Here is a 15,402-nt window from a genome sequence, read left to right on the forward strand (position 1 = left end):
TATCGATACTAGTGAAAATTATTATCCTTAGTTTATTCTTAATGGCGTTTTATTTTTCATTATGGTATAGGGATTGGCGCCTTCATCTGGCTACATTAACTGGCCTCTCCCTCATTACAATTTTGGGGATTTTTATAGACTCTAACATGTTAGTTTTCGGATTAATGTTTGCCGATTTCATTGGGAGAGCACAAGTCAAATGGCATATTGCTTCGGTAATGCTTGCTATTGCCATTATGTTCATCTTTGTTCTATGGGTTGAGACTGGCGAGCTATTTAAAATAGAAGAACCGATAATAATCCCTACAATGATGATTCAAGTAGTATTCCCTTTGCTTATTTACTTTGTAGAAAAAACAAAAAGCTTAAAAGTTGAGTTGGCAGCGGTTAATACCCAACTCGTACAACAAGACGAAAGGCAACGTATTGCAAGGGATCTACATGATACGATTGGTCATACCTTAACAATGATTAAAATAAAAACCGAGTTGACAACAAAATTGATGGACAGAGATCCAAATAGAGCTAAAGATGAGTTAGATGAAATATTATCTACGACACGCACTGCTCTAAAGCAAGTAAGAGAAATCGTGTCAGATATGAATTTTATCTCGTTAGAAAGTGAGCTTTTACATTGTAAAAACCTATTACAAACAGCTAATATTTCTTTCAAATTAAACAATAAGCGTACCAATACTCTATTAGCAAGCGTAGAAGAAACGATGCTCGCCTTATGTCTTAGAGAAGCCACAACAAATCTTATCAAGCATAGTCAGGCCAAAACTTGTATCGTTGAGATTAATTGTATTGACCATTTATATTATCTAAAAATATCTGATGACGGTATAGGTCTAGAAAATCAAGGTCTGGGCAATGGCATCTCTTCTATGAAGGAAAGGATGAATGCCCTTCAAGGGACCGCTTCGATTGACAATACAGCAACTGGTGGAACCATTGTTACGTTAAAACTGCCTATACTACATTCTAGAAAAGAGGTGCAGAGTATATGATACGTGTCATATTAGCTGAAGATCAACAAATGTTACGTGGAGCCTTAACATCTTTACTGGCATTCGAGCCCGATATCCAAGTAATTGCAGAAGTAGCAGATGGTCAAAAAGCTTGGGAGGTTATACAAAGAGAAGTACCTGACGTTTGTATATTAGATATTGAAATGCCCTATCTCACCGGACTTGAACTTGCTGAAAAAATAAAAAGTGCTCATTTACCCTGTAAAGTTATGATTGTTACTACTTTTGCACGACCTGGATATTTACAAAAAGCGATGGATTGTGATGTATTTGGGTATTTGCTGAAGGATGAACCTATTGATTACTTGATAGAAGCCATTCGAAAAGTAAACAACGGAGACAAGGTTGTCAGTAGAGATTTGGCGGCTACTTTATTTATGAAAGAACTAAACCCTCTCAACGAACGAGAAATCGCTGTTCTACAACTTGTCAAAGAAGGTTGTACAACAAATGAAATAAGTAAAAAATTATATCTAACAAAAGGCACTATTCGAAACTATCTATCGACCTCTATTCAAAAGCTCGAAGTAAAATCCAGACAACAAGCTGTTAACATTGCAAGTGACAAGGGCTGGATTTAATGATACTATCCTAAATCTAAAGTACAAGGAGGTGATATTTTGAAAAAAAGAATGAAGTTGTCGATACTTGGTGTGATTCTTTTTATTTTCTATATTATTTTTCACTTTAGCGATTATAATATTAAAAACTCTAAGGTTGAAGCAGAGCAATATATAAATGAGTTTTATGACAAGAACGATGACTCTTCTTTATCAGCAATAAATGACTTTTTAAATATAGAGATTGTGGAATGGTTACAATTAGGAGAATCCGATACATGGTTTGCACATGTATTGTTTGACAATAAGCTATATGGATTCGCTATTTTTAAAGAAGGATGGAATCAGCGCCTTCAGCTGGAGAGTGTTAGAGCAGAAGGAGCGATTAACTATCGTGAATTTGAAACCAATAAAGGATTCTATGGTGTCGTTTTCGGACGAAATCCAACCTTAAATATTGACCAAATAAAAGTTATAACCGCAAACAAGCAATATCAGTTTATTAATGATGTAGATACGATAAAAACGTTCGTAAAAATTGAAAAGTTACCTGAATATTACACAATGGATACCAAAAGTACACCAGCAAATTTTTTTGTATATGATAAAGAAGGTTACATTATTTCTGAGGGAATATATTAAAATTCAAATTTAATTATTTCAATACATTTTATCGTTTAGCTCCATCTAGATATCTTAGATAAACTATATCACCATACATATCAAAAATAATAATTACAAAATAACCCACAATTTAGGAGTGCTATTAAAAATGAGTATTTGGAAATCTGAATCAGAAGATAGTTATAGGTTACCCCCTATCAATCAAAAGGACATTGAGGATACTGAAAAAAAGCTGGGTTTTATTTTACCAATATCCTATAAACGAATAATTTTGGAGCAAAACGGTGGTTACATAAATCAAAATGCTTACCCTACAACTGTTCCGACAAATTGGGCTGACGATCATGTCAATGTGGAGTATATTTGGGGAATTGGTTCTGATAATAGCATTTTACAAAGTGACTATTATATTCAGGAGTGGGAAATGCCAGAAAAAATTCTTTTATTAAGCGGCGATGGTCACACTTGGATTTGTTTTGATTATAGGGACACAACAGAAAATCCTCCAATAATCTATATTGATAACGAAAGTGAAGAAATCATTCTACTTGCTTCAGATTTCGAAACATTTTTAAACGGGCTATATACTGAAACATATGAAGATATTGAAACACCCTCTAGTACTGTTTATTTATCGGCTGAGGAAATTGAAGAAAAAATAACTATCCTTCCTACTCCCGACCTTTTTGACCTCATTAATTCGATGAATACTATGTATGACCCAAATTTTGTTTTAACCCAATATTTACGTGTTATTCATCATGAGCATTTTATGATTCGAGGAGCAATTGCGGCAGGGGTATATAACATTGTGTGTCAGAATAACATGACTGATTCTACACTGTTACAAAAATTAATTGAAGCTATACGAAATGATGAAGAAGAGTATGTCAGATCATATGCAACGCGCTTCGAAAAACAATAAAAGCAATAGATAAACTAGATGTTAATAAAATCTATTTGAAAAGATATATTTACCTCATTATAGAAGTAGCAAAGGTATTGCTCTATCATAGTCCAATACCTTTTGATTTTATCTACAAATCTAACCCGGACAACATTATAGGGCTGCAGTCTAATTTCTTCTAACGTTTTATAATTCAATTATTAAACCAACGAAGTTAATCCTATTACGTATTACTTGTTACTAATATTCAATTAACTATAAATTTTGATGTTTAAATGAGTAAAAACTAAAAAACAGACCACATAGATAACAACCTATTACTGACACATAAGGTAGTAGTACATTTGAATCTAAGAAAGTAATAGAAGTTACGGCAGACCAAGGGATTATGTTCCTAATACTTTCAGACCAATAAAGTCCAACAAACCCTATTCCAGAAACGAGACAGCTAAAGAGAAGACTCGGATAAAAAATTTGCCTTTGCAAAATACAAATAATTAAAATTGGACTCATTGACAGCAAGTTTAATATGCCAGTTTTTAAGCATAATTCAGTTATTTCATAGAGCCCTTCTTGAAATTGCGTTTTTCCAAATAACAGATATACACCACCGTAAGTGATAAAAAGAAAAAGTAGTGTTAATATGACACCCCATAAGGACCATATTATATACTTGCCTAGTACAAGTTTGATTCTATTAGTAGGTGCTGTCAGCGTGTTTATTATTGTTCGTTCCACATATTCTTTTTGGATCAAAAAGGTGATCACAAAACCGCTTAATACTGGATAAACAATTACTTGGATAGGTAAAACTAATCGATTCACCCATTCAATAGTTGTGAACGTTGAGATAGTTTCATTTTTAGCTGCTAAGTCTGCCATAATCATAGCGATTGGCAGCATTATACCGATTAACGTGCACATAGGTATTAATTTATTTCTTTTTAATTTTAGTCTTTCGTTTGCTAGGATATTAAGCAATGCCCTCACCCCCAGTTTTTTTCTTGAAATAATCCTCTAAATTATCGGTACATAACTGAAGATGCGTTAATTCAATGTTTGCACCCACTAATACTTTGGCGATCAGTGAGACAGAATGAACTAAATCATAAATTCTGATAAAGTTATCATCTTCTATTGAGTAATTCGTTATATTTAGTTTAGATTCCAAAATATGAACGGTGTCGATCATATTCGTTGTTTGTATACTAATATACTGTTCAGATTTCTTTTGCAATTCTTCCAGTGTACATTCTTCTAGTAATATGCCATTATGGATAATCCCTATATCATCTGCCATTAATGCAATTTCAGATAAGATATGACTTGAAATAACTATCGTTTTACCTTGTTCGTGACAAAGCTTTTGTAGAAATAATCTTATTTCAGCAATGCCAATTGGATCAAGACCATTTGTAGGCTCATCAAGAATTAATAATTCGGGATCATTCAGTAATGCATTGGCAATGCCTAACCGCTGTTTCATTCCTAACGAGTATGAAGAAAAAGTCTTCTTGTCATTGAATGGCAAGCCAACGACATTCAAAGCGTCCTGAATTGCATCAGGATTAATCGTCCCCCTTAGTCTGGCGAACACCTTTAAATTTTCTGTCCCTGTTAAATTTGAATAAAACCCCGGCACTTCAATAATTGAGCCAATTCTAGGATAGATTGTTTTTTGGTTACTATTTAATGGTTGATTAAATATACTAACTTCTCCAGATGAAATAGAGGTTAACCCTAAAATCATTTTCATAACAGTCGTTTTCCCTGCACCATTTCGGCCTAAAAGTCCATAAATTCTTCCTTTTTTCACATTGATGCTAACGTTATTCACTGCAATTTGCTTCTTATACTTTTTTGTTAAATTATTCGTGGTAAGAATCGTTTCTTTCGTCATTTTACCGCTCCTTTCAATCCATAAATAAAGAATAATCTAAGAACCTTGCCAAAACCTTGCCTATACTTGGCTATATGTATGTTTTAAAAAACTCCCACGTCATAAACGAGGGAGTGAAATTTCAAATGTTGTACCGCTATTTAAAGTACTTTCCACATTCACTTGACCATTGTGTGAGATGACTAACTCGTTGACAATCGCTAATCCCAATCCATTACTGCTCGTACTTCGAGAATAATCACATTTGTACAATCGATTTAAGATGAAAGGTAAATCCTCTTTTGAAATGCCTATTCCGTTATCAGAAACTTTGATCATAGCACGACTCTCATCATAAGTAATGGAAATACCAATCTGGGTAGCTTGACTATGTTTAAGTACATTTGATAAAAGATTATTCAATACTCTTTCATATGCATTCACATCTAGTTTTACTGGTATAGAACTATTCGGAATATCAAAATGATAGTTGATTTTCAATTCTTCAAATCTAAAAATCCAATCCGCAATAATGACTCTACTTTGTTCACATATATTTACTTTCTCAAACGAATAGAGCCACTCCCCTGACTCTAACTTCAACCATTCGAATAGCGTTTGTATGTATTCACTTAGGCTAAACGCTTTATTTTTAGCGGTTTGAATGTATCGACCTCTTTCGTTACTAGTCACTAAATTTCTATCTAGCGCTTCTAAATAACCAACTAAAGAAGTAAGAGGCGTGCGAATGTCATGTGAAAGGCTTGTAACTAATTCTTTATATGCTTTTTCTGACTTATTCTGCGCGAGCAATTGTTTCTTGTTACCTATGACAATATCATTGATTTTATAGGCTATATCACTTGTTACGTCATTTTCATTTGCATATAATCTTCGATTTAAATTACCCTCTAGAACTTCATCGAGTATATCAGAAATATTGTGTAGTTGTTTTTTTTGTTTTACGTATGTGTAGATATTGAAAAAGTACAATAATAACTAGCACTGCACATGCAATCATTAAATATGGCATACCTACACCCCCAGATTAAATCGATAACCAACACCGTGAATTGTTTGAACATAATCAAGATCAAGTTCAGTATTCTTAATTTTTCTTCTTAGCTTACTTATAAATGACATAATGTTACTGTCATCGTATGAATACTCCTCTTGCCACACATGATTATATATTTGTTCCTTTGTAAAAACCTGACCTTTATTGGACGCTAGAAAAAGCAGCAAGTCAAATTCTTTAGCAGTTAGTTTGATGGCATCACCATTTACATTTACTAGTCTTAATTGACGATTGATCACCAAACCTTTAAACGAAAGTGTTTCTTCCTCTCCGTGTTTAGCATTAAATATCGTATATCGTCTGATGAGTGACTGGACCCGTGCTATAAATTCATTCTGTAAAAATGGTTTTGTCAGATAATCATCAGCACCCAGTCGCAAGCCAGAAACTTTATCTACCTCTGAATCCTTAGCAGTTAACATTAATATAGGTACACTACTTGTTTTACGGATATTAGTTAAGACCTCAAAACCATTCATATTTGGCAGCATAATGTCCAAAATAATCAGTTGGTATGTATTAGACGTTGTTTCCTTTAATCCACTAGGTCCATCATTACAAATAGTTACATTATAGTTTTCTAACATCAGATAATTTTTCAATAAATAACATAAATCTATATCATCATCAATAATTAGAATTTTATTTTCCATTGCAGGCCCTCGCTTTTTTTGTAATACATTTTTTGGTGTTATCTATCCATCTTTATTATACAATTAATGTAAGAATTATAGGGTACAGTTATTACTTTAGAGTGCTTAACTAAATAACAAAAAATTCATAAAATAATTCGAGGTGAAAGCATGAAACATACTTGCCCTTGTTGTGGTTATAAAACATTAGAAGAGAAACCACCAGGTACATATGAAATTTGTAATATTTGTTCTTGGGAAGATGACGACGTTCAATATAGAGATCCTCATTATGAAGGTGGTGCAAATGAGGTTTCATTAAAACAGGCTCAACAGAATTTTATAAAATTTAGAGCTTGTGATGAAGGAAGTATTATATTCGTAAGAAAAGTAAATATAGACGATATCAAAGACCCTCACTGGCAACCATTATGAGTTAAAGTTTTTTCGTGAGGACTTGTAATGAAGCCTTTGAAATAACGTAGAACAATTGGATTACAAATACACTAATTTTATTTCATTGGTTATTGAAACGAAGTATAACATTAGTTCTCTTTTATAGAACTCATTAATAGTAGTTGGATTTGGTATTAGATTGGAGTGGAGGCTGGGCGAGTGTAGCTGACGGCATTCGGCTTACGCTACAGAGCAGAACTTCCCGGGGGTTTAGCGGCTCATCAGACGCCCCCCGGAATTGACCATTATGAACGGAAATCTTCCATTCATAATAGTGAATTCCCTTTATAGTAGATTGGTATTTTTAGTATGTGATTTTGCTCATATCAAATAAAATAAAATAATAAAAAATCTATTCTGCACACTATATAAACTGTGCAGAATAGATTTTCACATGACCTTTTTTAATATCTTAACATATACGTGGTAACATAATGCCTGATAATCGATGTAGCGCACGTTTTACGCCAAGTGGTGTTTCTAATAATAATTGGCCTTTTGATATATCAGATACTTTACCAATACATACAGCATCTTGCCCCTCGGGAAGCTGACGAATGGCATCAAGTACTTTCTCTTTATCTTCATTGGCCACAATGATAATCGCTTTTCCTTCATTCGCTAAGAACATTGGATCATAGCCTAGCAGGTCACATGCTCCATGCACTTCGTCTTTAATCGGAATAAGATCTTCTTCTAATGTAATGGTTACACCAAAGTCTTCAGCAATCTCTACAAGTGTAGAAGTTAATCCACCTCTCGTTGGATCACGCATAATACGTACTTGTTTAGAAGCAGTTGTAACTTCTTCTAGCATATGATTTAAAGAGGCGCAGTCACTTTGTACTGGACTGGTAATACCTAGATCACCTCGAGCGGATATAATGGCAATACCATGATCCCCTATTGTACCTGACACAATGACTGCATCACCTTCTTCAAAAGAAGGAACAATTGTGTCTTCATGTATGACACCGATACCAGTAGTATTAATGAAGACACCGTCACAACTACCACGTTCCACTACTTTTGTGTCTCCAGCAACAAGTACTACACCAGCCTTTGTTGCTTCGTCTGCCATGTTTTGCACAATAGTTTTCAAATCTTTCAGTAAAAAACCTTCTTCTATTATAAACCCACACGTTAAATATAAAGGCTTCGCTCCACTTACAGCTAAATCATTCACTGTACCTGCAACAGCAAGCTTCCCAATCGAGCCTCCTGGGAAAAATAACGGTTTGACAACAAATGAATCCGTTGTGACAGCTATTTTCCCTTGTTGCATAGAAATAACAGCTGCATCGAATTTTGATTCTTCCTTATTTCCAAACGCTTTTACAAAGACCTCTTGTATTAGGTGATGACTTAATTCTCCGCCATCTCCGTGCGCTAAACTAATTGTTTGTTCCATTTAATTTAGCCCCCTCATGAATTGATACGATGCTGCACAACTACCTTCAGTAGAAACCATGCAAGGACCTATTGGTTTACGCGGTGTACATGCTTTACCAAATAAAGGACAATCCTCAGGTGTTATTTTCCCAACAATAATTTCACCACAGCGACATTTTGTTTTTCGTGGTTCTTTTGTTTCTATATTAAATTTGAGTTTCGCATTAAATTGACTATACGTTGGTTTTACATCTAATCCGCTATTAGCAATAACACCTATCCCTCGCCAAGGTTCATCACATTCTACAAAATACTTATTCATCAATTCTTGGGCCACAATATTACCTTTTTTTGTGACAATCGACGGAGCATCATTTAGTATAGCCATTTCGCCATCGTATGCTAATTGAATTAGCTTGGATAACGTATTTAACACTTCCGCAGGTTCAAATGCTCCAATAACACCAGAGATTTTATAATCATCTACTAAGTAAGAATAAGCATCTTCCCCTAGAACGATCGATACATGTCCAGGCAAAATGAATCCATCAAGACTTACCTCTCCCGATTGCAGTAAATATTCTAATACAGGTTTTACAAGCTTTGTTGTCATCCAAATAGAGAAATTCGTTAACTGTTTTTTCTCTGCCTCTTGCATTAAAATAGCCAAAATGGGAATGGTCGTTTCAAATCCAATACCAAGGAAGATGATTTCTTTGTTAGGATGCTGTTCTGCTATGGTAATGGCCTCAACAGGCGAATATAGGACCCGAATATCTTTCCCTTTCGTCTTTTCTTCCATTAAGGAGTATTTCGAACCTGGGACACGCATCATATCGCCAAATGTACAGATAATACGATCTTCTCCCTGCGATAATTCAATCATAGCATCGATGGATCGCTGATCAGTTACACAAACAGGGCAACCAGGGCCAGAAATAAGTCGCACATGATCTTTTAAAGCTTGTTTAATACCAGATTCCGCTAATGCATGTGTATGTGAACCACAAACTTCCATGAAAACTGGTAGTCTGTTGTAACGTTCTTTAAATAAATTTGCTTGTTCAATAACCCCCTTTAACATAGGTTTCAGTATTTCAGGATTAGAGGATTGACTGAGAATCTCGCGCATCGACAAACTTCCTCCATTCTACAACACTCTCTTGTGCATATTGTTCATCTACGATCGACATAGCTTGTCCTGCATGCACAATTACATAGTCACCCTCTTGAACTTCAGGGATAAAAATTATACCTACTGTTGTTTGTGAACCCATTACATCTACAACTGCACTATATTCTTGTTTTTCAATAACTTTTGCTGGTACTCCTACACACATGTTCTTTCCTCCCTTTTTGATGCAGCTACCATTAACTGCCCATAAGATAAGCCGCCATCATTACATGGGATACGATGATGGGTATATACTTCAAATCCTGCTGTGGATAAACAAGCAATCAACCTTTTTTTCAAATATCGATTATGAAAACTCCCCCCTGATAAAACAATTTTTTTGTTATATTGCGGGAAGGTCATATGTAATCGATTCATCCCATCCACTAATGCTTGGACAATCGTTTCATGAAAGGCTGTACTAATATCTTTAACATCTTTTCCACTAGTCATTTCTTCTACAATTTCTAATAACATTCGACTAAAATTAAAAATTAATTGCTGTTCATGTTCCTTAATTTCATAGCTATAAGCATCTACTTTCTGGTCTACATTAGCCAGTTCAGACAAGCTTATAGCCGCCTCACCATCATAAGTAGACTTGTCGCAAATGCCTAGCATACTACTAACAGCATCAAACAATCGGCCACAAGATCCTGCATAAACTGTATTCAGCCCTTTTTCAACCATCGCACGTAAAACAGGAAGCGCCTCTTTATGTGCAGGGAAAAGTTGTTCACTTATTTTAAATCCTTCCTCACCTAATAAGGTTAAAAGCATGCCAACAGCATTACGCCACGGTTCTCGAATACATGCCTCGCCTCCAGGTAAAGCTGTATAATGCAAATGGGCTAACCGCTCTACTTCCTTGCAATCCCCATAAAATACTTCAAACCCCCATATATTACCATCAAAACCGTAGCCTGTTCCATCCAATATAATGGCAAACGTTTTTTCTTCAATCCCATTGTCTGCTAAACAAGCTGCCATATGTGCATGGTGATGTTGTACTTCCACCACTTCTTTAAACGAAAACTCATTTACTAATTGACGGGTTTGGTAGTTAGGATGATAATCAATGACGCCAATTTCCTGATTAGGCTTAACCCATTTCAATAAATGCTGCAGTTCATTTTTATAATGCTCAAGCGTATTTAAACTATCTAAATCTCCGATGTGGGGACCTATAAACACTTGATGATTTCTGCCCAATGCAAAAGTTGTTTTTTGCTGTCCACCAAATGATACGATGCCATCCACATTCTTTTTACTAAATAATGCATCAGGACTATAACCACGCGATTTTCTGAAAAAGTCTGTACTTCCTTGCACCATTTGAACAATTGAGTCGTCACTAGGATGTAAGATATTACGATTATGTATTAAATAAAAATCAGCAATTTCTCCAAGATACTGACTACATTCTTCATTTTTATAAACTATAGGCAAACCAGAAGCATTAGCACTTGTCATGACTAATGTCCGCTCATCCACTTCTTTAAGTAAAAGATAATGTAAAGGAGCATAAGGTAGCATCACGCCAATTGTCTTCATATCGGGAGCTACTTTTTCTGCTAAATGATCGTCAGTTTGTTTTTTCAAAATAACAATCGGTGCTTCTGGACTTTTCAACATTTGTTCTTCTTCTGCTGAAACAACAGCAAAATCCTTCACATGATCAATTGAAAAGCTCATCACAGCTAATGGTCGATTAGGACGGTTTTTTCGTTTTCTCATAAGTGCCACCGCTTCATCATTGCTAGCATCACAACATAAATGAAAACCACCGATTCCTTTTACCGCCATGATTTTTCCTTCTAAAAGAAATTGCCCTGCAAGCTTTAATGCTTCTTCATATTCCGCTACAGTACTTCCGTCATTACTCACTAGCTTGATATGTGGCCCACATTCCGGGCAAGCAATCGGCTGAGCATGATGTCTCCGGTCAATAGGATCATTATATTCACTCTCACAAATTGGGCATAAATCGAAGTGAGCCATTGAAGTAAATGGGCGGTCATATGGAAGTTCATCAATAATTGTGTAGCGGGGGCCGCATTGTGTACAGGTAATAAAAGGATATTGATAGCGTGAATTGTTAGGATCATTCATGTCAGAAAGACACTCATCGCATACACCTGCATCTACTGGAATAACAAGCTGAGATGTTCCTTGCCGTCTACTTTTAATAATCGAAAAGTCTTTATAACCTTTATAGGATTCTTTATGAATGACCATTTGATCAATTCTAGATAACCTAGGCACTTTTTGTTCAATGCTTTGCAAAAACAGCTCAACTTGCGCAAGCTCTCCTTCGACAAAAACTTCCACACCATCCATATTATTTTGAACTGTACCCTTTAAACCATATTCGTTTGCCAATTGATAAATAAAAGGGCGAAACCCTACACCTTGCACTTTCCCAACAATAGAAACTTTTACTGTTTCAGACATGCCTGATATGCCTCTTCAATCCACGAGTACCAACTATCCATACCTTCTTGTGTTCTTGCAGATAATTGTAATAATTTCGATTCTGGGTTGATTGCTTTTAAGTCCTCTAAAGCCATTTCGACATCGAAATCAAGATAAGGCAATAAATCAACTTTATTTAAAAGTACTAGTTCTGTACGCATAAACATTTGTGGGTATTTTGGAATTTTATCATTGCCTTCTGGCACACTTAAAACTGCTATTTTATGATGTTGACCAAGGTCATAACCAGATGGACAAACTAAATTACCAACATTCTCAATAAACAATATATCAATTTGATCTAAATCAAATTCAGGTAACGTCGCGATCACCATACGTGCATCTAAATGACAACCACCATGCGTATTAATTTGAACTGCCTGTGCACCTTGTTGTCGAATACGTTCAGCGTCTTTTTCCGTCGCTAAATCTCCCTCAATAACGCCTATGCGATATTTACCAGATAATGCTTTCACAGTTTCTTCTAACACTGTTGTTTTTCCTGCTCCAGGTGAGCTCATCATATTGATCACAAGCGTATTCGTTTTAATAAATAACTCTCTATTAAACTCCGCTGCCTTATTGTTATTAGTTAATACATTTGTGTTTAGTTCTACTTTCATGCACTTTACTCCCCTTCATAGGATAAAACTTGAAATGTTTCACCTGATATTAATTTTCCCGATGGCATGTTACACGAGGGACAGATAGAAATTTTTAACTCAGGCTTGTATTCTGTATTACAAAATATACATTCCGCTATCGCTTCTTCATGTTGAATATGGAGGATCGCTCCTTCTGAAAACAAATGTGAATTCTGATCTTTATAGATTTCAAACGCCATTTTCAACGCGTCTGGCATTGCATTACTTAATTCACCGACGATTAACTCAATCTTGTTAAATTGTTTAATGTCTTTTTTTTCGGCATCTTCAATAATAATGTTCAATATATCTCCCATCAGAGCCATTTCATGCATAATCTTCACCTTATTTCTGAAAAAATCATCATCGGACCTTCACAGTTTCATTCTTAAATTCTGTACAAACTTAAAGGCCCTACACCAAAATGTGTACTTGGCAGCACATTCCACTACAGGTGGACGCTTTCCGCGGGCGTGGCTTGAGCCTCCTCCGTGCTCCTGTCGCTTCGCTTTCGTCGCAAAACTAAGTTTCGCTACGCTTCGTGCGGGGTCTCAAGTCTCACGCTTTCCCGCAGGAGTCGCCACCTTCCGTTCCATGTGCTTACATATCGTTATCTAGGCTTTATTATTGAAATAATTATATTTATATTCAGGTGTGTTAATTAGGAAAATAATTGGTTGATACTTATCGATAAATTGGTTAATTTCATATTCAATACTAGGATACCTAACTTCTTTCTTCGTTGATTGCAGCGGAGGGTGCTCGACTCCTGCGGGAAATACAAGCATACCGAGACCCTGCACGGAACGAAGTGGAGGAAGCGGCTCGGTGCTTGCCCGCGGAAAGCGAGCAACCCGTAGCGGAAATCAACCTACCACTTTAATAGTAATGGTGAAAACTGGTTAATCAACAAGCCTGATTTATCTTTTTTTCTGCAAACCTACATAATAACCGTCTTCACGTCTTTTCAATGGATACTCTTGCAAGGAACTCGTTTCGGTGCTTACAAGAGAGAATTCCGCTTCGCAATTCATACACTTACATTTTGAATCTATTTGAAATACGTGTAATAAATGGTCGCATGAAGGGCATTTCCCATTAAAAGCGCGGATTGTGTTATTGGCATGAACAAGTAAAAGACACTGTCCATCAATATACTTTTGTTCGATTGTTTTTTTAGTGGCAATTTGATTCGTTACATGCCACCATTGCAACTGCGATAGCACATCAATAGAACGATCTAATTTTTCAATCTTATCTTCCATAATAGGTGCACAAGCGGCTTGTACTGTTTCTACAAGACTATTTTTCATTTCTTTTAGAAATTCTAGTCGATTCATGCCATCTCAAGCTTCCATTTATCCACTTGTTCTTCTACCAATTTCACAAGCTCTGGTAATTTTGCATCATTTGTTTCCGAAAGCCCAATGCCAAGCTCCAAAGAGGTAGGTTGCATACCAATCATAACAATATTCTTAGGATACTGTTCTCGTAGTTTTGAAGCTAGAAGAACTTCCTGAAACCCAAGTTGATGAATAGACATTTTGATCCCGTAATACGCTGGAATATCGTCACCATGTAATTCAATGATATGTCCGCCCTCTTTACCCGCGTTGATTGCATCAATGATGATTAAATAATCTGTATCTTCAACCGGTCCTAATAGACCCATTCCATCTGTTGAACCATCTATTAACTCCACATGTTCATCTCTTCCAAATATCTCTTCTAACGGAGTTAGTGCATTTACACCTAACCCTTCATCCGTGTATAACGTATTTCCAATTCCCAATATAGTAATCTGATTACGATTATTTTCTGTCATATCTTCTCCTAATAATTCTTTTTCTATTTTTTCTCCAAGAGTATGTTTGGATTCTGTTTTATATCCGGTAAAGATTGAACTCATTGTCCCGTTTTTCTCTAAATAATCTTCACGAATAGATAAATAAACATGAATCACTATAAAGATCATGAATACCCAAGCTACTAAATGGTGCCAAGATCGAAGTTCAAAACTATCACCAAATAGTGCGACCCAACCAAACATTTTTCCCCAGAATGATTCTGGTTGAGGTTCAATATACATGTAGAAACCAGTGAGAATCATGATAATCGAACCCCCACCGATAATTGCCCAATAGCTTAATTGTGCTAATGGATTATGACCGACAAAATGTGGTTTCTTATTTTTCATGAATATATAAAACTTCACAGTTTCCCATGAGTCTTTCCAGAAAATTTTACGTAAAGGATTGGACGTCGCATATTTATTGCCCGTAAATGTCCAATATAATCTAACAAGTAAGTTCAATGTAAATAGAAAAGCAGAAAAGAAGTGTATATATCTTACCCAACCCATAATGAAACTAGATGCTTCCTCTTGCATAATTGAGGCGAAAAAAGGATTTCCAATGTAAATACCCGTAATCATAAGAGCTACTATCGCTACTGCATTCATCCAGTGGAAAATTCTCACTGGAAGCTCCCAGACATAAATTTTCACCATTCTTTCTGATACTTTTTCTACCTTGGGAGGTCGATTATTCT

At 35.6% G+C, this 15,402-nt stretch carries 17 protein-coding genes and 1 pseudogene; 5 read left to right on the top strand and 13 right to left on the bottom strand.

Annotated elements, in window-relative coordinates; all coding sequences use genetic code 11:
- Positions 1 to 11 precede the first annotated feature (11 nt).
- The 4 genes from ACIQ2D_RS07995 (at position 12) to ACIQ2D_RS08010 (ending at position 3,140) form a co-directional block, all read left to right on the top strand.
- A complete protein-coding gene (locus ACIQ2D_RS07995; RefSeq protein ID WP_402862037.1) occupies positions 12 to 1,010 on the top strand; it encodes a sensor histidine kinase in 999 nt (332 codons plus the stop codon).
- On the top strand, positions 1,007 to 1,612 hold the full coding sequence (locus ACIQ2D_RS08000) for a response regulator transcription factor (RefSeq protein WP_402862040.1): 606 nt from the start codon (positions 1,007 to 1,009) through the stop codon (positions 1,610 to 1,612). The genes ACIQ2D_RS07995 and ACIQ2D_RS08000 overlap by 4 nt, the downstream gene beginning before the upstream one ends.
- A 39-nt stretch (positions 1,613 to 1,651) precedes the next feature.
- Positions 1,652 to 2,233, top strand: a complete 582-nt coding sequence (locus tag ACIQ2D_RS08005; RefSeq protein WP_402862043.1) for a hypothetical protein — start codon at positions 1,652 to 1,654, stop codon at positions 2,231 to 2,233.
- Between the two features lie 130 nt (positions 2,234 to 2,363).
- Complete coding sequence (locus tag ACIQ2D_RS08010; RefSeq protein ID WP_402862046.1) at positions 2,364 to 3,140, top strand: SMI1/KNR4 family protein; 777 nt, start codon at positions 2,364 to 2,366, stop codon at positions 3,138 to 3,140.
- A gap of 237 nt (positions 3,141 to 3,377) precedes the next feature.
- Here ACIQ2D_RS08010 and ACIQ2D_RS08015 read toward each other — a convergent pair whose 3' ends face one another.
- The 4 genes from ACIQ2D_RS08015 to ACIQ2D_RS08030 form a co-directional block, all read right to left on the bottom strand.
- Positions 3,378 to 4,103, bottom strand: a complete 726-nt coding sequence (locus ACIQ2D_RS08015) for an ABC transporter permease (protein ID WP_402862049.1) — start codon at positions 4,101 to 4,103, stop codon at positions 3,378 to 3,380.
- On the bottom strand, positions 4,096 to 5,022 hold the full coding sequence (locus tag ACIQ2D_RS08020; RefSeq protein WP_402862052.1) for an ABC transporter ATP-binding protein: 927 nt from the start codon (positions 5,020 to 5,022) through the stop codon (positions 4,096 to 4,098). The genes ACIQ2D_RS08015 and ACIQ2D_RS08020 overlap by 8 nt, the downstream gene beginning before the upstream one ends.
- A 99-nt stretch (positions 5,023 to 5,121) precedes the next feature.
- Positions 5,122 to 5,994 carry a sensor histidine kinase gene (locus ACIQ2D_RS08025; protein WP_402862055.1) on the bottom strand — a complete coding sequence of 291 codons (873 nt, stop codon included), beginning with the start codon at positions 5,992 to 5,994 and terminating at the stop codon, positions 5,122 to 5,124.
- 42 nt (positions 5,995 to 6,036) lie between these two features.
- Entirely contained in the window at positions 6,037 to 6,732 is a 696-nt protein-coding gene (locus tag ACIQ2D_RS08030; protein ID WP_402862058.1) for a response regulator transcription factor, read from the bottom strand.
- A gap of 150 nt (positions 6,733 to 6,882) precedes the next feature.
- On the opposite strand from ACIQ2D_RS08030, the gene ACIQ2D_RS08035 reads away from it, so the two are divergent.
- The gene (locus ACIQ2D_RS08035) at positions 6,883 to 7,146 is read left to right on the top strand and encodes a CPCC family cysteine-rich protein (protein ID WP_402862061.1); all 264 of its coding nucleotides are present in this window, start codon (positions 6,883 to 6,885) and stop codon (positions 7,144 to 7,146) included.
- A 433-nt stretch (positions 7,147 to 7,579) separates the two neighbouring features.
- Here the strand turns inward: ACIQ2D_RS08035 and hypE are convergent, their stop codons facing one another.
- The 9 genes and pseudogenes from hypE to cybH all read right to left on the bottom strand — a co-directional run.
- Positions 7,580 to 8,578, bottom strand: coding sequence for a hydrogenase expression/formation protein HypE (gene hypE, locus ACIQ2D_RS08040; protein ID WP_402862064.1), 999 nt, complete (start codon positions 8,576 to 8,578; stop codon positions 7,580 to 7,582).
- Entirely contained in the window at positions 8,579 to 9,691 is a 1,113-nt protein-coding gene (gene hypD, locus ACIQ2D_RS08045; protein ID WP_402862067.1) for a hydrogenase formation protein HypD, read from the bottom strand.
- Complete coding sequence (locus tag ACIQ2D_RS08050; RefSeq protein WP_402862070.1) at positions 9,663 to 9,899, bottom strand: HypC/HybG/HupF family hydrogenase formation chaperone; 237 nt, start codon at positions 9,897 to 9,899, stop codon at positions 9,663 to 9,665. The genes hypD and ACIQ2D_RS08050 overlap by 29 nt, the downstream gene beginning before the upstream one ends.
- Entirely contained in the window at positions 9,890 to 12,187 is a 2,298-nt protein-coding gene (hypF, locus tag ACIQ2D_RS08055; RefSeq protein ID WP_402862073.1) for a carbamoyltransferase HypF, read from the bottom strand. The genes ACIQ2D_RS08050 and hypF overlap by 10 nt, the downstream gene beginning before the upstream one ends.
- Positions 12,172 to 12,831, bottom strand: coding sequence for a hydrogenase nickel incorporation protein HypB (gene hypB / locus ACIQ2D_RS08060; RefSeq protein ID WP_402862076.1), 660 nt, complete (start codon positions 12,829 to 12,831; stop codon positions 12,172 to 12,174). The genes hypF and hypB overlap by 16 nt, the downstream gene beginning before the upstream one ends.
- 5 nt (positions 12,832 to 12,836) lie before the next feature.
- Entirely contained in the window at positions 12,837 to 13,187 is a 351-nt protein-coding gene (locus tag ACIQ2D_RS08065; RefSeq protein WP_402862079.1) for a hydrogenase maturation nickel metallochaperone HypA/HybF, read from the bottom strand.
- A 585-nt stretch (positions 13,188 to 13,772) separates the two neighbouring features.
- Positions 13,773 to 14,192: a hypothetical protein gene (locus ACIQ2D_RS08070; RefSeq protein WP_402862082.1), complete on the bottom strand. Its 420-nt coding sequence runs from the start codon at positions 14,190 to 14,192 to the stop codon at positions 13,773 to 13,775.
- Positions 14,189 to 14,677 carry a HyaD/HybD family hydrogenase maturation endopeptidase gene (locus ACIQ2D_RS08075; protein ID WP_402862620.1) on the bottom strand — a complete coding sequence of 163 codons (489 nt, stop codon included), beginning with the start codon at positions 14,675 to 14,677 and terminating at the stop codon, positions 14,189 to 14,191. Before ACIQ2D_RS08075 ends, ACIQ2D_RS08070 begins: the two co-directional genes overlap by 4 nt.
- Positions 14,678 to 14,695: 18 nt before the next feature.
- Positions 14,696 to 15,361: pseudogene (cybH, locus tag ACIQ2D_RS08080) on the bottom strand (Ni/Fe-hydrogenase, b-type cytochrome subunit); the annotation flags it as partial.
- Positions 15,362 to 15,402 lie beyond the last annotated feature (41 nt).

The sequence above is a fragment of the Lysinibacillus sp. NPDC097287 genome (genome assembly GCF_044761695.1).
In the GTDB taxonomy this organism is placed as follows: Bacteria; Bacillota; Bacilli; order Bacillales_A; family Planococcaceae; genus Lysinibacillus.